General features: G+C 57.8%; 11 protein-coding genes. 3 read left to right on the plus strand and 8 right to left on the minus strand.

Annotated features, from left to right (window positions below):
• Positions 1-5: 5 nt before the first annotated feature.
• Both K254_RS23140 and K254_RS23145 read right to left on the minus strand, forming a co-directional pair.
• Complete coding sequence (locus tag K254_RS23140; protein WP_051389203.1) at positions 6-1,349, minus strand: DUF2398 family protein; 1,344 nt, start codon at positions 1,347-1,349, stop codon at positions 6-8.
• Positions 1,346-2,995 carry a DUF2397 family protein gene (locus tag K254_RS23145; RefSeq protein ID WP_051389204.1) on the minus strand — a complete coding sequence of 550 codons (1,650 nt, stop codon included), beginning with the start codon at positions 2,993-2,995 and terminating at the stop codon, positions 1,346-1,348. The genes K254_RS23140 and K254_RS23145 overlap by 4 nt, the downstream gene beginning before the upstream one ends.
• 935 nt (positions 2,996-3,930) lie before the next feature.
• Between K254_RS23145 and K254_RS24860 the strand changes: the two genes are divergently transcribed.
• The 3 genes from K254_RS24860 to K254_RS25710 all read left to right on the plus strand — a co-directional run bounded on the left by K254_RS24860 (position 3,931) and on the right by K254_RS25710 (position 10,708).
• Entirely contained in the window at positions 3,931-4,425 is a 495-nt protein-coding gene (locus K254_RS24860; protein ID WP_196810959.1) for a hypothetical protein, read from the plus strand.
• Positions 4,426-4,768: 343 nt separating this feature from the next.
• Positions 4,769-9,931: an NACHT domain-containing protein gene (locus K254_RS0112745; protein ID WP_026555688.1), complete on the plus strand. Its 5,163-nt coding sequence runs from the start codon at positions 4,769-4,771 to the stop codon at positions 9,929-9,931.
• 333 nt (positions 9,932-10,264) lie between these two features.
• A complete protein-coding gene (locus K254_RS25710; RefSeq protein ID WP_155848573.1) occupies positions 10,265-10,708 on the plus strand; it encodes a hypothetical protein in 444 nt (147 codons plus the stop codon).
• Positions 10,709-10,817: 109 nt separating this feature from the next.
• Here K254_RS25710 and K254_RS26470 read toward each other — a convergent pair whose 3' ends face one another.
• From K254_RS26470 to K254_RS25715, 6 genes are all read right to left on the minus strand, one after another.
• Positions 10,818-11,432: a hypothetical protein gene (locus K254_RS26470; protein WP_196810960.1), complete on the minus strand. Its 615-nt coding sequence runs from the start codon at positions 11,430-11,432 to the stop codon at positions 10,818-10,820.
• Complete coding sequence (locus K254_RS0112750) at positions 11,429-12,316, minus strand: nucleotidyltransferase domain-containing protein (protein WP_026555689.1); 888 nt, start codon at positions 12,314-12,316, stop codon at positions 11,429-11,431. The genes K254_RS26470 and K254_RS0112750 overlap by 4 nt, the downstream gene beginning before the upstream one ends.
• Positions 12,313-14,238, minus strand: a complete 1,926-nt coding sequence (locus K254_RS25375) for an AAA family ATPase (RefSeq protein ID WP_081710126.1) — start codon at positions 14,236-14,238, stop codon at positions 12,313-12,315. Before K254_RS25375 ends, K254_RS0112750 begins: the two co-directional genes overlap by 4 nt.
• Complete coding sequence (locus tag K254_RS25380) at positions 14,235-17,009, minus strand: restriction endonuclease (RefSeq protein WP_081710127.1); 2,775 nt, start codon at positions 17,007-17,009, stop codon at positions 14,235-14,237. Before K254_RS25380 ends, K254_RS25375 begins: the two co-directional genes overlap by 4 nt.
• Positions 16,993-18,978: a site-specific DNA-methyltransferase gene (locus tag K254_RS0112770; protein ID WP_196810961.1), complete on the minus strand. Its 1,986-nt coding sequence runs from the start codon at positions 18,976-18,978 to the stop codon at positions 16,993-16,995. Before K254_RS0112770 ends, K254_RS25380 begins: the two co-directional genes overlap by 17 nt.
• Before the next feature lie 1,040 nt (positions 18,979-20,018).
• A complete protein-coding gene (locus K254_RS25715; RefSeq protein ID WP_155848574.1) occupies positions 20,019-20,303 on the minus strand; it encodes a hypothetical protein in 285 nt (94 codons plus the stop codon).
• Positions 20,304-20,333 lie beyond the last annotated feature (30 nt).

Raw genomic sequence — 20,333 nt, forward strand, 5'->3', positions numbered from 1 at the left:
CTCGGTCACGTCAGCTCCTGCAGAAACGGGGTCTCGGGTGTGTCGGTGGGTATCGGTCTACGGTGCCGACCGGCGCCCACTGCGACAGTGCCTGTTCGGGTCTCTGCCCATCGGCCGGTTACGGGGGCGAACCACCACATGTGGGCTGGTTCCGGTGAGCCCGCCGCCACCCCCGCGTCGGCTTCGACATTAGCGCCGAGGATGCGCAGTGCGTTGATCCCGACCAGAAGCTCCGCGACGTCCTGGGCAAGGTGGGTGACGTCGTCGGAGTACTCCGCGCTCCAGCCGCCTCGTCCGGCCGCGTGCTCGCTGGCGAGCACCCCCAGCGCGGCGATCATGTCTGCCTCTGTGAGTCCTCGCCATCCCGGCCCGGGCGCGTCCGTCTGGGCGCCGTACGTACCTGCGTGCTCGGAGATCAGCAGAGCCGCGTGGCCGCGTGTCCCGGTTCCGGGGAACGCGAGCGGTCCGAGCTCGTTCGCGTGCCGGAACGCGTATTCTGGGACGACGAACGCCGCCCCTTCGAGGCGTCGTTCCAGCTTCAGTCCGAAGGCGTCGGCGAGGGGCTGGCCGTCGTCACCACGAACACGCTGTGAAAGCCACGCGGCCTCCTCCTCATAGAGGTCGGAGGTGTGGACGCAAGTGTCGTCGACGAGCGCACGCCGCATGCGTCGGGCAGCGTCCGGTTCGCGGCTCACCTGCGCCAGCCACGCCTCCGGGTCCGCAGCAGCATCCACGGTTCCGGGGTTCGCGATGACGTGGAGCAGGCGGGTGTGGTACACGTGCAGCAGCACGCTGTTCTCCTGCCCAGAGGTCACGTAGGAGTCCAGGGCTCCGTCGACGCGCTCAATTACACCGCGCTCGTCCAGTAGCTTCAGTGCAGCGATGATCGCGCGTCGTTCGGTGATGTCGTTGCTCACCTCGATCCCCGCATCCGCGGCAGCGGAACGTGCCGCATTGACGAGCGTGCCGATAGCAATGTCCGGTTCGAGGGAGTCGGCCGCTGCCACGATGAGGAAGAACCAGGAGCACGTCTGCGCTGAGGGCGCGGTGTCGGCGTACGCTTTGGCCCGCGCTGGCGGACTCTTCCGCAGCCGGACGACGTCGCGGTCGATGTGCACACTCCAGCCGAGACGGCCGTACACGCGGCGCAGCTCCGCTTCGTTGCGCCGTGCGGCCGCAATCTTGTCGTCGTCGCGTCCGGCGACCAGCCAGCAGTGCCGGTTCAGGTAGCGCATCAGTTCGGATGCCTCGTCGCCGGCGTCGGCGCGCCAGCGCCTCTCACGGCGGCTGCCGGCCGCAGCCTCCGCAGCCGACTCGCTCTCATGGGTTTCGAGACGCTCGGTCGTCATGCGTCACCCTCCCGAACGCGCGGGGGCGTCACAGTCTCCGCGCCTTCACTGGCGGCGGGAGCGGAGCTCAGGGCTGTGACGTGCACGTACGCGATTGTGTCGGTGTCAGGTACGGGAGAAACGGCGGTCATCTGTGCAGGACTGGGTCGCTGGCCGCGCAGGTGAAACAGCGGTACGCGGCCGGGCACCACGATCTGCCATATAGGGGCTCGCAGCACGCCGACGCCCGTGTTGACGCGGACCAGAGTGCAGCCGAGACCTCCGGCGGTGGCAGTGCGACGGCCCTTCTTCACGCTGGCACGTGCTGCGGCCATCAGAGACTCCAACGCCACCCGGGCTGCGGGTTCGGACAGCCCGGTTCCTGGTGCCCAGGCGAGCACCTCGCGTACGGCCGCATCGTGCCGGGCCTGGCGGCGTCGGCGAAGCGCCTCAACCTCTGCTTTGGTTGCCCGGTCGTTGCGCGGTGTGGTGCCCCGTCCGCGCGGCCCTGATCTTCCGCGGGTGCGAAGCAGTTCGGGGACGGCGACGACTGGTCCTCCGCGCCAGGACGGGTTCCGACCGGCGTCGTCTTCGTCAGCGGTGCCGTACAGCTTCCGCCAGGAATGGTCACCGACCGCCGCTTGAAACACCTGTGCTCCGACCGTGGGGTCGAGCACGGCGCGTGCCAGCGAAAGTGCCCGGGTGCGGTTGGTCGCGGTTCCCGACGAGGTGTGGAGACGTTGCAGGTTGGCGTGCATCGTCGGGAGTGCGCGGATCAGGCCCCGGGTGAATCTCTCGGCGCGTCCGGTGGCAGGGTCGCACCACTCGCGCAGCTTCACCCAGTCCTCAACGCGGCCACCACGGGAGGCTCGTAGGGCGCCGGCGGCGATGAGCTGGCGGGCTTCCGGAGAGGAGACGGAAGCGGCGGCAAGGCTGTCGTAGTGGTCGCGGAGTGCGTCGAGCGCAGCGGCGGCGCGACTTGATCCCGTCGTGAGCTCGGTTGCGACCCGGGTTGCGTACCCGACCAGGATGCCCTTGAGGTCGGATGCGCTCTCGTCGTCGAGATCGAACCGGTTCGCGAGCGTCTTGAGCTCGTCCTCGGCCCCGACGAGAGCAGAGTCCAGGCTGTCGTGGCTGGTGAAAATCGTAGTGACGGCGTCGACATGAGGCCCGGTGGCCGCCGAGTGCCCAGCCTCCATGGAGAGTTCGGCCGCGAGGTTCTCGACGTTGGTGACCAGGAGGTTAAGCGCACTGATGGGGATCTCGCGGACCGTCGGTGTGCCGGTGAGGAACTCGCGGTAGAACCGCTGCACCTGGCGTCCGATGAGGGTGGGGGTATACCGCCAGTTGCGGGCGAGGAGGTCGGCAACTCGGCGCACCTGCGCGGCGTTGGTCTGGTAGGAGACGGCCCCCATACCAATGAGCGCATCGAGCCGTGCTTCCACGGTTTCGGGAGACACACGCCTCCCGACGCGGGCGAGCTCGGCGCGCACTTCAGTTGCGCTCATCTCGGTGACCGATGCTTCGAGCACTGTCATCACCGCAATGTACTCGTCGGCCTCTGGCCGGATCAGGTACCCGACCGCGGCACGGGAGTCCGAATCCCCAGATGTCACGGGTGCGCCGACCGTGGCGGGGACGACCGACGGGTTGGGGACGTCACTCACAACCTGCTCCTTCCTGCTGTCCGGCCTGCGGAACTGGGCCGGGTATTCCCATGGTGACAGCTGGTACCGACAGTTTGACGCCGCTCACGAGTTTTTGGGCATGTCCGCAGCCCTTTTGAAGCCGCGAACATGGAGCGGAGAGCTCATTCCCGCCCTCATACACGCCGTGATTTCAAGAAGTGCGACAAAATCTGCCCCACGGTTACAGACGCTGGGGCGCAACGCGCGACCGGCTGCTTCGGTGAACCATCAGCAGCTTCCGTGACGAACCATACCGCCCCAAGGGTCGGTCTGCCCTCAAGCTAACCAAACCAACACCCTTTACACGAAGATGGCTGGGGCGACGTCGGTCGCGGCAAACATGCGATCGAGGTGCTCACGATTCGACGCCCATGAACAATCTTGTAAGCATCCACCGCTCACTGATCGCGCCACATGGGCGACGGTCCAAGACAGGATCCACGCAGGCCGCAAGAGCCCTCACACCAACGTCGACGACCTCAAATGCACCCTGCGTTGCCATGTAGGCGGGCGGCAGCTCATCGTCCACCATGCACGGTCCAAGAGCGGGTCAATGCACGAGTAATTAGTCCAGTCGGCTGGCAGGCACTCCCGACTCATGCCGGCAATGCGCCATCCAGATCGCCAAAGCGGAGGCACGTGTCGAAGAACTCGCAGCCAACTGTCAGTCAGAGCGCTACCGCGCGAGCCACGCACGAACTCGCCAAGTTGGACTGTCACCTCAGGCAGTTGACCGATGTCAATCGTCAACGCAGCGACGATGCAGAGGCGGAGGCGGAGCCAGATACTCGTGCCCACGAAGCCGGCACGGCGCACCCCAATCCGCTCGGCACCGGTCGAGATCTTCGGAATCGAAACGTTAAGCAAAAAAACTGCCCGGTCCGTGGATTCACGGACCGGGCAGAGTCAGTATGGTGGAGGTTCTGCAGGCCTACTCCAGCAGAGGTCGCCACTATGAAAGCCGCCTCGATAAGATCCTGGCGGCCACTATCAAGTCGGTGGCAGTCCGGAAGCCACGACAACCCAGGGCGAAGTCATCGGCCAAAATTGTCCATCGCCTGACGGTTGATGACCAGGTCAACATTGCCGCTCGCTACCAGCAAGGCTGCTCGTCCCGCCAGTTGGCCGAAGCCTACAAAGTCTCCAAGACCAGTATCGTCATCTTGCTTCGAGAATCTGGCATCCCGATTCGGCGCCAAGGTCTCAGCGATTTCAAGGCAGACGACATCGCCAAGCACTACGCAGCCGGCGCTTCATTGGCTGCCATTGGCAACGTGTACGGTGTCTCAGCTGACACGGTCCGCAAGCTCCTCCTCAGGCAGGGGATCACGCTGCGGAATCCCTGGGACCATCCGCAGGCGAATCCTCTGACTCTTCCTCGAGGAGCGACTCTCTCGCCAACCGAATGAACATTCGCGCGAGTCGGTCGACGTCTATCTGCGGTCGAGCCAGTGGCTGGAGGAGTATCTTTCCAGCTCGTCTCTTCGTCCGGATTCTCGCTGCCTGCCGAGCTGGTCGAACTGCAATGGGAAGCGCAAGTTTCCGACCCAGTCGCACGTAGGCCTTATCATCCCACTCCATAAGCCACGCGTGTTGATTCGCGACGCGCATATTCGAATATATATTCGATACTTGATATAATGGAAGGCCTATGGGATCTAGTTGTCAGCCATCTGTAGCCCGCAGCATCCTCGACGGAGGGATTCTCTGATGGCGCCCCAGCGAAGAAGGGGCGCCAGGTAGGATTTGGCCATGTCTGAGTCGATGCAGGAGCGCGAGGTGGTGACGGCTAACGAGTCGTCTGCCACTGGGGCAGCTATGAGCCCGTACGCCACCGGTGGGGGTGGCGTGACCTTCGAGCGCAAAGTTGCGGTCCACTACCTCGCCCGGATGCTAACCGGCTTGGGATCGACCGAACTGGGCGAAGGTCGATCTGTCGTGAGTGTCGCATTTCAGCAGGCACCCCAACACTCGGCGGATGACTTGGTCGTACGCGCCCAACGAGCCGACGAAGACGAGCCATCGTTGGTGCTTGCGCTCGCCGTACGCCGCGCCCCAGACATTATCAAGAGCGATCCGAAGGCTCGGAAGCTCATCGGCTCGCTACTGGCGGAGCTTACGCATGACCCCGGTGCCGATGTTAATCATCGGGTTGGGCTCGTGGTTGCGGGTCACCAAGATCATGCAACGCAACTGGCAACATTGGCGGATCTCGCTCGCGGGCAATCCGACCCGGAAGCTTTCGTCGCTCTGGTCCAAGAGCCGAACCGTTTCGAACGTTCGGTTCGCGATCGCTTCAAGCACCTTCAGGACTTGGTGAAGTTGGCGCTCGAAGATGCTGGCGGTGCCTCCCCCGACGGAGTCGCGGTCACACAGCAAACCTGGCTTCTACTGTCTCGCCTTGAGGTCATCTTGCCGCTACTCGAGTCGCCGGATGAGTCGGATTGGGCCGGCATCGCGAACGATCTAATCGGAGTCTCCCGTCCTGGTGACCTGACGGGTGCAGTTGTCGTGCGTGATCGGCTCGGCGTACTCGCCGCGACCTACGCGCCCAAGGCAGCTGCCATCGATCTCGACATTCTTCGACGAGACACCCACCACGTCATCATGCCGACGACCCGTCGCCACGAGACAGCCTGGCAGGTGTTAGACGGACTGCACGAGCGGGCAGTTACTGCAGTTCGCAGCCAGGTTACATCTTCCGACGGCGATCACACGGTCCATATTGATCGCACCGCGACGATCACCGAACTTCACACACTGACAACTACAAACCCCGCAGTGATTGTCCATGGCGAGTCCGGCGTCGGGAAGAGCGCGCTCCTGATTGAGGTTGCATCCACTGCCAACCGCGGCGACGATGGATCTCAGGCGCTCGTAATCAACTTGCGGCACCTCCCAGCGACGGCCATTGAGTTCGAACATGCGCTCGGCGATCCATTAGCGACAGCCCTGGCTGAAATGAGCGCTCCCGAGCGGCTGCTGATCATCGACGGAGCGGACGCGGTGGCTGAAGGGAAGTCTGAACAGCTCCGCTACATAGTTGACGCTGCATTGCATAGCGGCGTTCGAATCCTGGCATCGACGACTAATGACGTCAGAAGGCCGCTCCGGGATATCGTCGCCCAACAGTGCAACAGCGCGGTCGTCGACTACGAAGTTCAAGGCCTCACCGACGAGCAGATCGATGGGCTCGTTACGAAATTTCCAGAGCTAGCTACACTCGCGGCTAACGCCCACGCCCGAGAACTTCTCCGACGGCTGGTAGTAGTTGATCTTCTTATTCGTGGCGGCGTGTCGGGCTTGCCAGTCACGGACGCCGACGCGATGCAGGAGGTATGGTCTGGCCTCGTCCGTCGCCACGAGCAGACCGATCGGGGCACACCCGATGCTCGTGACACAGTGATGCTGCGCCTGGCTGAACTTTCTCTCACTGGCGGAGATCCGCTCCCCGTCGTGGCGACACTTGATAGCGCAGCTCTTGACGGACTGCGGCGCGACGGGCTCCTGCGAACCTCGACTAATCAACCGTTCAAGATCGGTCCGGAGTTTGCCCACGACGAGGTACGGCGCTACGCCGTAGCCCGCTTGCTTCTCGCGGCGCACGATCCATCGATCCGATTGCTCGCGGCCGGGATGCCCCGTTGGTCGCTCAGCGCATCGCGGCTGGCATGTCAGATCTATCTTGAAGCATCCGACTTGCTGGACAACCCCGTCCGGAGCAGATTCGCACGTCTGCAGCGAGCGTTCGATGCGGTCGTCACCGCGGGCCATGGTGAGCGCTGGGGCGATGTTCCTGGTGAGGCACTGCTCACTTTGGCTGCGCCTGGGGTATTGGTGACCGATGCGTGGACCGAGTTGCGCGCTAACGAAAACGCGGGCCTCCATCGCCTGTGCCGGCTCGTAGATCAGCGGCTGCGTGATCCCATTGGTCTCGTTAGCGTTGCAGCCGTCGAACCGTTGATCAAGCAGCTGTTCGATGGCTCCACTCCTTGGTTTGGTGATAAGCAACTTCAGGAGCTCGTGCGTGACTGGCTTCGATCCCTCATCGTTGCGAACACCCCAGCGAACGAAGCGTTGCGCGTTCAACTTCGCTCCCAACTGCTCGGCAGGTGTGCAACTGCAGATCAAAGGGAGCAGGAGGAGCAGACCGCGGCTGCCGCTGCCCGCACGGCCCGGACTCCCGAGGATGTCGAACGAGAGCGCGAACGTGCCGCGCAAAGCACTTTGTTCCGTGAGATCGGGTACCCACACAGCCGACGCCGTCGGAGACGGGACCTTCCACGCGAGATCACGGACGAAGTCATGGTCGAGTTCTTGGCCCTCCTCGGCCCCGATATGGGGGATGAGGGTGAGGAGATCCTTCGGCGTATCGCGAGCGATGCGCCTGCGTATCTCGGCCCCGTAGTCGAAGCACCCTTAGCTGGACGCGCCCTAACCACTCGCCCCCAAGGCTTCCTGGCGGCGATGACCGAGGCCTACTACCTGGACGACGAGGAAGACGGATCGGGATTCCATGAGGACGGCATTCGCGATCACGACCCGCACGGGTTCGGTATGCCGCTCGCGGCGTGGTACCGCGGACCATTCATTTCGTTGTTTCAATCAGACTTTCGCGGCGGTGTCCGGGTTCTCAACCAGTTGCTGAACCATGCAGCGCTTGCGCGCGTGCGGGGCATGGCTGGCATTAGCCGTTACGGCAGTAGTGTTTCAGACGAAGAACTTGACTCGTACCACACCGAGTTACAGGTCACTGGTGTTGCGCGCACCTACGTTGGCGACCCACACGTCTGGACCTGGTACCGAGGCACCGGAGTCGGCCCGTATCCGTGTATGAGCGCCCTCCAAGCCCTCGAACGAGTTTGTGATCAACTGATCGAGATCGACATTCCGCTAAATACGATCGTGACGATTCTGCTTGACCGCTGCGAAAGCCTCGCGATGGTTGGCCTCGTGGTCGGGCTTCTCGTCCGCCACCTCGAGAAGAGCAACGGGCTGCTTGACCCATACCTTTCGGAGCCGACGATCTGGCATCTCGAGTTTGCCAGGGTCGGCAGCGAAGCCAGCGGACTTGCGGCGTCGTCTGACGGCCTTGTGGGTGCGGACCGTCGGCAGTGGTCGCTCCGCGAGGCTTCGATGATGCTTGTGCTGCGGGCTGACGAGGACAGAGCTGAGGAGTTGCGCTGCCTCGGCCAGGATCTCATTGAGAGAGCACGGCAGGAGATTCAGTCCGCTCTTGGCGACGATGACGACGCGATCGAACAAGAACTTATCGCCGTGCGAGGCTGGGCCAGCGGCATGGACCGAGACACTTATAGCGCCCATCCGACCGATGACGGCCAGCTAGCCGTCCAGAGCACGCCGCCCGAGGCCTTACTCAATGCACTCGAGAGCTCAAGCGCCGATATCCAGCGTGGACGGGAAGCCACACGGCTAATCGTGCAGTACTACATCAACGCGAAGAAGCGCACTGCCGAGCCCCGGGCAGCTGAGACGCTCATCGCAGATTTGAACATTGCAAAGCAACTGATCGATGATCCACCCGCCTTCAGCGCTGGTGGAGAGTGGGACGCCCCTGCGGTAGTCGTTGCGGCCGCGCTCGAAGCACACCTGATTGAAGGAGTTGAGTTACCTGACGACTCTCTTCGATTCGCGGCCGAAACCCTCGTGACGATCGCTGAACTATCGGGACAGGGACGGCAGTTTGACTCCGAGGAGTCATATTTCGAACAAGGTGCAGATCGGGTTGCGGCGCGAGTTCTGCCACTTCTTCTACTGCCAGCAGCGGCCCGGGTGCGGGCTCTTGTTGATGGAGCGGATGGGTCTGAAACTTATGCACGCGTCGTACAGGCGATAGCCGGACTTGCCTCAGCACTGCCCAACGAGGTCCGGGTCCACCTGGCTCGCGGCCTCGATCTCCTATGGCAAGTGCCATGCTCGAACGAGGGGCCGTGCCATCACCAGACAGCGCTAGACCTAATTATCGCGACCATGCGCGACTGCGTATTTGGCGACTGGGATTCTGAAGCCGGTCAGCGGGCCTCAACCGTGCTTGAAGATCCGGTCGCCGAGTCGCTGCTGGCCGCATCCGACGATGTCATCTATTTGTCCAGGCTCGACGCCGCACTTCGCGCGCTCGCGCCTGCCTCCGTTGCCGGAATCTGCGTGTCTGGTCACGCCGAGGAGTTGTTCCATATTGTCCTCGCGGCCCAACGCCGAGCACTTCTCGCCAACGAACGGGACATGGACCATCGCGGGACCCATGCGCTCATCGCGGCACGCGCGCTACTCACCGTTATCGAGGGACGGCACGAGACACCGCTGTTCAATCACCTTGACACCTTTGCTGATAGGTCTGACCTGCTCGGCGCGTTCGTTCGCGCAGTCTCAGCCGCAGCCGAAGAGACCTCTCGGCGAGCCGCCACCGCAGCGCGACTCTGGCCGGAACTCGTCACGCGCGTCCTCGGCTACGAAGACGACCATAAGCCGTTCGACGGCAGGCATTACGGCGACTACGCCCGTGCGTCGCTCATCCCAAATGCCGCCGGGGAAGCTACCTACCTCTACTCCGAGCTTGATGGGGAGCCGATTGTTTGGTGGAGTCCGGACACGCTCCGGGACTCAGTCGAAGAATGGCTGCCAGGTGCTCGAGGAGATTCAACATGTGTTGATCACCTCATCAGCTTTATACACGCACTTAACGCTGACGATCAGGTGCGCATAGGGCTGCCGTGGATCGCCGACCTTGTGCTCGCCAGCCCCGAACAGATAGCCCGGCGCAGCTATCTACTTTCGACCTGGTTGATCGATATCCAACCCGCTGTTGCTGACAGTACTTCGGTCGCCACCTGGCAACGGGTAGTCGATGCTCTGGTCGTGGCCGGAGACTCGAAGCTCGCGCCCTACTCACAGTAGCCCAGGGACCGCCGATCACTGGTGAGATCCGACTTCTCTTCGCTAGGCGGATCGCGGGTGTATACAGATGTGCTTTGCGCGATCACTTCTACGCAGTCGCCCCCTCGACCAGCGGTGGCAGTGCCCACTAGCGTGGTGTACGACCATCAAACAGAACTCAACAGGGGCGAGATCACCCGGAGTGAGCTTGTGTCGTCGAACTGATCGGAATGGTTGGGAGACAAAAGGATGGCATCAGCAAAGTCAACGGCGACAATCAGTTTCACGTATCCATTTGGCACCAAAAGAACCTGTCGTAATAGGTTCGAATATGCGCTCTAAGGTAAGGTCTTCGTGGAGGTTCTGCAGGCGTACTCCAGCAGGGGTCGCCACTACGAAACCCGCTTCGACAAGATTCTAGAAACCACTACTAATTTGGCAAGACCCGGAAAACCGCGAAAACCCAAGCCAAAGTCATCCGCCAAGATTGTCCATCGACTGACAGCCGCCGACCAAGCTGACATCACCGCTCGCTACCAGCAAGGCTGGTCATCACGCCAACTGGCCGAAACCTATAGCATTTCCAAGACCAGCATCGTCATCCTCCTTCGAGAAGCCGGCATCCCGATTCGTCGACAAGGTCTTAGCAACTCCGAGGCGGAAGAGATTACTGGACACTACGGAACTGGTGCTTCACTGGCTGCCATCGGCAAGGCCTATGGTGTTTCAGCCGACACGGTCCGCAAACTCCTCATCAAGCATGGAACTACGCCACGGAATCCATGGGATCGTCCGTGAACAGTCTGCAAACGACACTAAGTCGGCAAGGTGACTTGCCGCAGTATTTCAGGCATACAAGCCGCAAATCATTGCAAAACTGCAAGTAGAATTCGCGACGAAGCTAGGATTACCTGAATAGTGCCCTTGCTTCGTTGTAGTCGTCCGCTAGTCTCTTTCGATGCTCCTGAAGGTCAAGTTCTCCTCGGCTGTCTCGATCGGTCCAGTAGCGCCCATTCAATCGGCGGGCTGGCTTGCCTGAAATCTCCAATGTCGTTGAGCCATGGTGCATTCGGCTGCGATCTTCGAATTTCATACCGGGGCGGTTGAGGTAGAGGTAGTGAAGGACGGAGAGCCCATCGGATTTACAAATACCGGCCAACGAGGAGTAGGACGCCGATTCGTCGCTCAGGAAGCTGACATGAACGAGCGTAGCTGTCTGACGGACAACCAAGAAGGCAACTTTGCCTTCAACCGGAACACCGTCTGGCCCTATCCAATGTGATTCCAGTGTTCCTTTCCAGGTTCCCCGAACGCTAACCGGGACGCTGGGGATCATCTGAACCCATGGCAACCGCCAAAGCCAAAGATCCCAAACTCCAAAAAGTATTGTCCCTACGAATACGACAGCTGAGACATAGCGGAGTGGTTCAATGTTTAGAGCGCCACTGGTAAACCATGAACCCAATGCCAAGAACGCAAAGAGTAAGATTGCTCCAATTCTTAGCGCGATCTGAGTTCTCATGTGCTGAACCCCAAGTAGTTCCAAGCGGCTTTGGCAAAATCGCGACCGTCCTGGCGACTCCAAGGCTGAGCATTATAGAACAAATATTTACATTCATTCGGCTCCAGCCAGCGCTTCGAAGCGTCTGTCGGCTCGTCACCCTCCAACGTGTCCCAGATATGGACTATCACGCCTTTGATGGTGTCAGTCCAGGAGTTTTGCATGAGTACGTTGTTAGGGCAGTTATAGACAAGAGACTCGACGAAGAAAGACTGAACTTCTCGGTGATGTCCAGCTGAGACCATCGCGTTCTCGACACGCTTCATGACCCGCACTGCCTTCTTGTACCTATGCATTGTGGCGACATTCTTGGATTTTCCGTTTGCCAGCTGCTGATCTGGGTAGTTGGCTATCTTGGATCCGTCTTTCTTGAATACTCTGGATCCCCTGCGGGAGCTCCCATCCTTAAAGTAGTACTTGTAGTCGAATGCCGGTACAACGTCTGCTTCAACCCGAGCGGAACTTGAATTTATGCGGATGGCCGTCGATCCTGAATCGTCCGTGTGATCCGGAAATTTTTCCTTTAGGGCTTTGACCAGCTCGCCGCGTAGCTGTGATGGAGTCCAGATGCCTGTATAGGACGAGGACACCGGGTGTGCACCTGCCGTAGCCTCATCCCAGTAGATGACGTTCATGCATTGGACTGCTATGTCGACGTCGCTATCAGTTCGAACGTTGGTATTATTCGCGTACGAGCCTTTTGCGTAAATCTTCAGGTCGCAGTCGGCAAAGGCTGGATGGCTATTTATCGCATCCCGAATCATGCGCTCAGTTCGATCTTGCTTGTCTTGTTCGGTGACGCTCGACGGTCCCACCCATCCGGAAAGTGTTGCCTCAATGCTCATACCGAAAGGACCTCCATTAAGGCTTCATGTGTAGATTTCAACTCAGAAGCACATTCTTCATTGATTTCTATCTTCTCATTTCCAACGAGCCAGCTGGCGATAGCTACTTTTGATGGCATAACGAGATCTCGATCCTCAGCCCATTTCGATATTTTGGAGGCCCAAGAGCCAACTTTTGGGTTAGAGAATAGAGGCATTCCGGTGAGATCTGCTCCAGGGTTTGACTCCGCCAGCAGAGATCGGGTTGCGTCTTCGTAGACTGATGGCTCGAGGGTATTCTCGAGCCCGGGGACAGCTAGGGTAACGATTAACTTCTCTGGAATTCCCGACCGAATAAGAGCTTTTTTGAGGCTGCGGCCTCCCGCATCACCGTCAACAAGGTAGGCAACTTTCGCTCCCTCGAAGTCAAGTTGGGGGTAGAGTGCCGTTGGAGATTCTGAAAGACCCGGTGCAATCTGGTAGTTCAATGTCTCTTCACCGGTAGCCATCCGGATCAATGTAGGCAGCATGATCATCTCGGTTGCCCCCTCCGCAAGAACGACACAACGTGCCGGTGTGAATGCCGCTGCCGCCGCACCCATCGCCATCATGAGAGGGGTGAAGCCCGGACCGTTGCCCCAGAAGTTATTCCTCACGTCACTTATCTGTTGGTTGTCTTGGCGAGGCACAACCGAGCGAATTCCTGAGCCGAGATCAGGGGGTAGGCAGGCAGGACTGTGTGTTGTGTAGATGACATTGGCGGCCTGCTCCTGAGTCATGAACATACTCACAAGGTCGGCCTGGGCGTCGATATGAAGGTGGTTTTCAGCTTCGTCGATCAGAAGAATTGGAGGACGCGTTGTGCCGTGCACATTGAGGAATGCAGTGAGAGCCACAAACATTTGAAGACCGGCGCTGCGCTCGTTGAAGACAGTAATATTGTCCCCATCTTCCCATATCATGACCCTGAGCTGACTTCCATCGATGTCAAGTCGCACAGATAAACGTGACTGTTTCCAGGAATGCTTGAACGCGGAGTTAAGTCGCGCATTTGCCTGCGCAATTGTCGTGCTTCGAGGACCAAAATTTGATGATTGATGGTATTCGAATAATTTGGCTAAATCAAGCCCAGCCATACTGGCTAAATTCAATAACGCCGGGGGTGTATTCGCTAATAAGACTTCATCAAAGTTATAAGTCGAGAGTAGCGTTCGATCATCCTCTCCGAAGAGCAGAAAATCCGGAGTGCGAGACCACAATATATTTATTGTCTCAGTTGATGTGTTCCCGACTCTGAGCCATTCTGTCAGATTGGAAATCACCAAGCGAAGTTCACTGGCCTTTTCCGCATCGAGGGTGCCGCTAAGAAGTTCTTCACAGTCGATGGCCAATTGGTCGTGACCGGAGATTCCACCGTCGCCGGATAGTAGCGCTTTTGTATTTTCGATTAGCTTTTCCAGCTCAGCTGGATAATCTCGTGGAGCGTCAGAATTTGGATCCGCGTACGTCGTATCCGGGTTGATATAGTCACTCAGGTCGGGATCGGCTAGGTATCGGGTTAATATATCCACCCATGAGTGGAGTACGTTTCCGTCCTTGGTCGGATTTGGCTTAATTGCGATCGTTACCCCACCTCTAGCCAATCGGTTTACCGTCATTGACCGTGGTGCTTCTTCGAGGCCCAGGCCGGAGACACTGTCGCGATCGGCATCGTCCAGGACAAAGTCGACTGACGTAACGATAGTCTCATCCGTTACATCGACTGCTCGAGATCGCTGTGGGATAGGAAGAGCTTCATCGGAGTCCATGCGGGCCAGCGCCTTGAGAAGGGTTGTCTTCCCAGCTTCATTGGGGCCAACTATGGCAATGACTTTACTGTCGAGATTAATTTTCGTATCTGCGAGTCGCCCGAAGCCTTGAATCCTTGCCTTAATGAGTCTCATAAATGCCCCTCGTAATTGATGCGCATGCCGTCTTTATCCGTTGTATTTATATAATCAACAGGTCCCACGGGTGCAGATTCAAAGTGGCGTTTCGCAAAACGTATGCGCATTGCCTCTTCCCATTCCAGATCTTTTAGGTTAGTTGTGTCCTTAGTTTCGCGAACCAGGTACAAACGTTGAGTCCCGTTGTCGTCGTACACGATTGCCCAGTCGGGCGAGTACTCGCCAACGGGGGTACGCACTCGAAAACGCCTCGGTAGCTTAGTGAAGAGCTTGACGTGTTCCCGGTCGTTCTCGAGGAGCGCTGCGAATGAACGTTCAACGTGACTGTCATAGATGGTCGCGTCGAAAAGGTTCGTGCCGCCGTCGGGCGCTGGTGCAACACCGTAACTAGGATCGAAATCATCCATCGCAAGCGGTGGATTCACAGACTCGGCTTCAATGAACACGACCTCTGCATCCCATGAGTCGCCATCAGGAAGCGGCTCATATCCAACATGCTTCACCATCTCTTCGATTGTTGTCGTCCGAATGGCATTTGCGACAATGCGTGCCCAACGATCGGGGTCGTCGATTACTCGACGCCTGACACGAAGGGGTAGCGCGCTGAGGATGGCAACTACTGTAGGTCGCGTGAGCTGCAATGGATATTTTGTTGCAAGCAGCTGGTCTTCTACGAGACGAACGGGATCAGGCAGCCGCTGGCCAACGATGTCGACAGACTCTCCCTGATCTTCTGCCACGACTTTGTCATTGGTGATGACCTGGCCCTCATCGTTGTACTCCAGATCTGCAGTCTGCAAAACGTTTGCACGTCTGGCTAGGTAGGCAACATCATCTAACAGTTCGGAAGTTGCAACGGCGTCGGGGAGCACGGCAGGATCAAGGCTCACTCGATAACGAGCTTTGTAGCGAATGTGCTTCCAGAGTGCTGCAAATTCGGGGCTTTCAAACTTCTCTGCGCGCCGGCGAACGATGATTTCGTGGTCCGCATTGTCCGGTTCAGGGCCGTCATCGCCGCTACCGGAACCACCATCGGCTATGTACTCCTTGTTGAGTCCTTCGCGGAAGGCAGCGAAGGACTCATCGACTACCAGCGTGAGGCGGCATGTAGCAGGGTCGAAGACGCGCCGTCCATCTTCATCGACGGGTAGTCGAAGGCCTCGACCAATTTGTTGACGACGTTCCAGTTCGGACTGAGTATGCCGCAAAAAACCAACCTGGAATACATTCGGATTGTCCCATCCTTCGCGAAGTGCTGAGTGGGAGAAGATGAATGAGCGTGGATTATCACGCGTTAGGATTAGTTCTTTGTTTGCAATGATTTCTTCATAGGCCCTCGCTTCGAATTCTGCATCTGACGCATTCCCCTTTGTATCTTTATAGATGCCTGTTTTGGTGGAAGGGAAGTAGTGGACTCGTAATGTCTCTGGATCTGGGCAGTCACCCGCAGCCCGTCCCGCATGTACCCATTCTTCGCGGAAGAGTTTGTCGAACAATGTCGGTAGTTCCGCCGTGTCGCCAACGTAATCTGCGACCCGCTCGACAAAGAAGAGTGAAAGAACTTTGACTGTTCGCCCGGTGCTGTTAATTTGGTCCTGCCGGGCGAGATGTTGACGAATTGTATGGCGAATCTGGTCGCTCCAGACCGACATGCGGTCTACGCCAATTTCGTGACCGACACGGATCTCGGTGCCGTCTTCGAAAATAATGCGGTCAGGTTTACGCTCGAACCGGTCAACCACCATTCCCTTGTATGCGTCCAGTCCTTCGGACTCATCGAAAAGGTCGGAGCCGTTTTGCAGAACTGCGTCCGTTCGCACAGCGCCAGACTTGGCAGCCCTGTCTATGACTACTTCTGCCATCAGCCGTTTGCGGACGCTTCGGATCTTCTTAACTAGTAGATAGGGCGCACCTGACCCGCCGGCGACGATACCCTTGACTGATACTCGTTTGACCAGGCCAGCTTCGCTAGCCGCTTTTGGTCCTAGGCGGTGTACAAGGTTGAATACTTCTCGGTGTGTTGCGCTGTATCTGAGCGCTACGAGAGGGTTGAGCGTTGCGATAGCCTTCCGGCGGAGGTCCGTCGCCATGTTCTGAGGTTCGTCAATGAGAACGACGGGTCGTGCTGATGCAATGCCGGACATCCCGCTCATGGATTCATTCCAGAGCTGTGGCTGTTCAGCCTCTTGGTAAACGGAGTTGGAGTCTGGTTTATCGATTGCCTGAACACTAGCCACCAAGAACTGAACTGTGCCTGATGGTTCCGTGAAGTCATCCAGCCCTGAACCCTCGCCCAGAACTCCCCAATTGTATGAAAGACCAGGAAATTTAGTGCGGAAGTGGGCTTCAGTCTGCTCGAACGTCTTGACGACTCCGGCGCGAATGGCGACAGAGTGGACGAGAATTACAAACTTGCGCAGTCCGTACAGCTCAGCTAGTCTGAGCGCCGTCGCGATGTAGACGTATGTCTTTCCCGTGCCAGTTTCCATCTCTATGGAGAAGTTTGGGAATGACCGGTCTTCACCCTGAAGGTCTTCGCTCTCAAGGAGCGCGAGCTCGTTTTGTTTGGTAACCGCCTCGCGTTCCGTGATGGTCGCTAGATTGTCAGCTAGGAGCCCTTTATCCAAGGTGAAGCCGCCATGCCCGGCACCTCCAGCTGCTTGGCCAGCCAAGATATCTCCTGGCATGCGGAGGGCACCTTCAAGCAGGTCAGTTACCGCCGCTATTGCTGCCGCTTGATGCGGCTGATCCTCAAAGCGAAACTTCACGTGGCACCCGTTCCAACAAAACCAATTTGGACTGCAACCGAGGAGCCAACGTTAGCGTGGTTGCGTCGGAAACCTTGTCGCCGCGAAGGATAAGCGTGTCGTCGTCGGTGAGATTAATTTTATCCGCTGTGGACAGATCGAATTCATCGAGACTGATAAGTAGTCGTCCCTGAGAGTCCGATGAAGTAACGGCGGGCTTGAACTCATAGACTATGACGCCGTTCAATTCGTGCTCAGCAACCTTGGCATCGAGTTTCGTAGCCGTTGATTTGAGTGCCACTTCCCACGCGACCGCCAGTGGGTTTGCATTGGCAATAACCGGGCTCGCTTGCACGCTTGTAAGCGACATCTGAAGGTATTCGTCACCCGTCATGCCAGGGCTAGCAACAACTCGTGGCTGAATGATGAGATTAGTTGGACGTGTTCTAAATATTCGGAATCCAAGGTCGGTCGCATCAAGGGTATCTCCTTGGAGCTCGGCTGCGGCACGGCGCAGCCGTTCCGCAGTCACCTCGAAAATGGTCTTGTATCCGGCCTTTATTGCGTTCTTTCCGGACTCTTCCTTCTCGTCTGGCTCCTCGGGAAGCTGGACGAGGACCCAGTTGCGCGTTCGACTATCAGTCCGATTTTGCTCCCAAACAGCGTGACCAGTTGAACCAGAACCGGCGAAGAAGTCGATGACGAGATCCTCGTCACCTGTCATTGAGTGGATAAGTCTTGCTAAGACGTCGACGTTCTTCGGGTTGTCGAAGACTTTGGTCCCCATCAGCTTAGTAAGAGCTTTTGACGCAGACCTTCGGTCCTTGTAGAAGACGGATGATGGCGCCCATTGTTCCCGCATATGAAGATACGACTTGATCTGCACGCGCTTAGTCTTGTCTTCTGGATAAATGAGCCGCCCTTCGCTATCGAGGCGTTCCATGGTGGATCTCTCATACCGCCATCCATTTGCCGGAGGGCCGTATCCCTTCCAGTCATATATGAGATTCTCCCGATAGTTTGGACTAGAGATATTGTCTGAGAACCAAACACCTTTTTCATCGATCTGGGCGTAATAGTCGTGTGCTTTAGATGGTGCTTCGTCCGCGAGAGACTTGTACCATTTTCTAAGGTCGGTTGTCGCTGCGTCGTAGTCTGCGCCGTGTTTTGCTCTAAGTTCTTCAACTTTGGCGTAGATCTCATTCAGGCCAGTCTTATCTTCACGCCATCGAGTGTCCTGAGTCTTCAAGAACGCTTTGTCACGCGCATAGACGAGGATGTAGTCCTGTCCGCCAGCAGTGAGCTTACCGTCACCTTTTCGCGCACCTCGCCATGTCATCATGTCAACGAAGTTATCTGCGCCAAAGACTGCATCGAGCAAGAGTCGAAAATGGTGCACCTCGTTATTGTCTATCGAGGCGAGGATGACTCCATCGCGGCGCAGTAGGTGTCGAGCGACAGCTAACCGGGGGAACATCAGGGAAAGCCAGGGCGCGTGCTTGCGGCCGGCGTTTTCAATCCTGCTCGTCGTTGCGTTACCTTGCTCATCGACTTGACCGGTGGCGGTCAAATATTCGCTCTCTGGAATAGCGAAATCATCGTTGTAAGTGAAGGTTTCACCAGTGTTGTATGGCGGGTCGATGTAAATAAGTTTGGCTTGGCTCCTGTAGCCGCTTTTCAACAGTTTGAGCACTTGAAGGTTGTCGCCTTCGATCAGGATGTCTCGCGCACTGTCCCAGTTGACGGATGCTTCAGGATCGGGCGCAAGTGTGGCGGTCGTCGCAGCCCGTGCTTCCTGGCGCGCATCCTCGATACCTGGCCAACTGAACGTGAATGATGGTTTGCGCTGATCGCCGACGCCGAGGATATCGAGGAGTGAATCGGCATCAAGCCCACCGTCCTGAAAGGCTTCAGGGATTAAATCACGAAGCTGACTCATCAACTCTTCATGTTGGTCCGCGGTTGATCCGGGGACATTTCCAGTGTTCATACAGTGTGCTCCTGCGCGGCCGTTATTGGTTTCTCCCCCAACACTACTAAGGCACGCCGACACTATGTGCTTCTGAGCAGGGGAGGTAGCGTCATGGCCGGGATTGTCTCTACCGGACGCCATGTTCTACTCCTTGTTATACCACAAACAGCTCATTAGTTTAAGTTTCAACTAAATCATGAAGACCCGGCTACTCATCTGGTTGGCCTTTGTTATTGTCGCAATCGCCGCACGAGCTCGCCGTACTCTGCGAAGATGCGCTGTCCAATCAACTTCATAATCTGTTCGCACTTCTGCTCTCAGGATCGGAACGCTGGTGGATCTCGACGGCGCAGCGGTTCACAAAGTTGAGCACCCGCCGGACGAAGGCAAGCTTCACTACTTGCTTCAGGGTCAGACGATCTGGTCGTCCCCCACACAGCCTCGACGCCTTCACCTGAGATGGCCATCTCGGTCACTAAGTAGGTACGCCAAGCCTAGTACCAGCCCCACCGTCGACAACCGGTCCTCTGATCTTATCTATCTCTGGTGACACAAATGGTCGTCAGTGGACACGGCTTATGGGAGTGACATACAGCAATCCAGAAACCACTTTGGCGGGTTTCCAGAGCGCGTGCCAGGAGATGCGTCGCCGGTGGGCCAGGGCAGAGGCAGAGGTGTCATACCAGGCCCTTACGTCAGTGGCCCAGCTGATGACTTGTTCGCGGGCGGTGCTATTGGCGGGATGGATGTGGAGGTCGTCCACGTCGAGGAGGGCCTCCACACGTGGACACCAACGCGTGCCGGGACAGCGGGACAGCACGTAGCATTAAGCATGCCAGGGGTTCTTTTGAAGGTTTGCTTGGTCGCTAACCATTCAAAGAATCCCTTGCGCCTGTCCGGCCACGCCACGCCGGCGTCATCGAAACGACACGCAGGATTACCCGGGGTTTCAGGAACTTCTCGAACTACCGATTGCGCAATCTGCTCAGTACAGGAGGCCGCCGGCCGTACCAGGAAAACTCGAGCCAGCCATATCTAATTACGAAGAGCTCAATAACTCACAAGCTCTCTAAGGCCACTTTCCCAAATCGATTACGAACCCGTGCTTCTGATTCACTCAGGCCCTTTTTGAATTCCAGCCGCTGTTCCGGAGTCATGGATACGTTATTGACAACTTTTGGACCGTCCGCACCAACTATAGCGACGGAATTGCCGAGCGCACGCCCAAGTAGCTTGATCATACGATCGTGCGGCCCGAGCTCTTCACTATCTGAATTCTTCTTGAATTTATCCAAATCAAATGATTCAATTTTTTCAATCGGAATGTGATAGTCAGAACTCATACTGTTTGTGATTTTTGCATAAGATGGCAA

Source organism: Arthrobacter sp. 35W (genome assembly GCF_000482545.1).
GTDB lineage: Bacteria > Actinomycetota > Actinomycetes > Actinomycetales > Micrococcaceae > Specibacter.

Excerpts from the sequence above, each read along its gene's own strand:
- K254_RS23140 (WP_051389203.1), bottom strand. The coding sequence starts at position 1,349 with ATGACGACCGAGCGTCTCGAAACCCATGAGAGCGAGTCGGCTGCGGAG.
- K254_RS0112745 (WP_026555688.1), top strand. The coding sequence starts at position 4,769 with ATGTCTGAGTCGATGCAGGAGCGCGAGGTGGTGACGGCTAACGAGTCG.
- K254_RS26470 (WP_196810960.1), bottom strand. The coding sequence starts at position 11,432 with ATGAGAACTCAGATCGCGCTAAGAATTGGAGCAATCTTACTCTTTGCG.
- K254_RS0112750 (WP_026555689.1), bottom strand. The coding sequence starts at position 12,316 with ATGAGCATTGAGGCAACACTTTCCGGATGGGTGGGACCGTCGAGCGTC.
- K254_RS25375 (WP_081710126.1), bottom strand. The coding sequence starts at position 14,238 with ATGAGACTCATTAAGGCAAGGATTCAAGGCTTCGGGCGACTCGCAGAT.
- K254_RS0112770 (WP_196810961.1), bottom strand. The coding sequence starts at position 18,978 with ATGAACACTGGAAATGTCCCCGGATCAACCGCGGACCAACATGAAGAG.
- K254_RS25715 (WP_155848574.1), bottom strand. The coding sequence starts at position 20,303 with ATGAGTTCTGACTATCACATTCCGATTGAAAAAATTGAATCATTTGAT.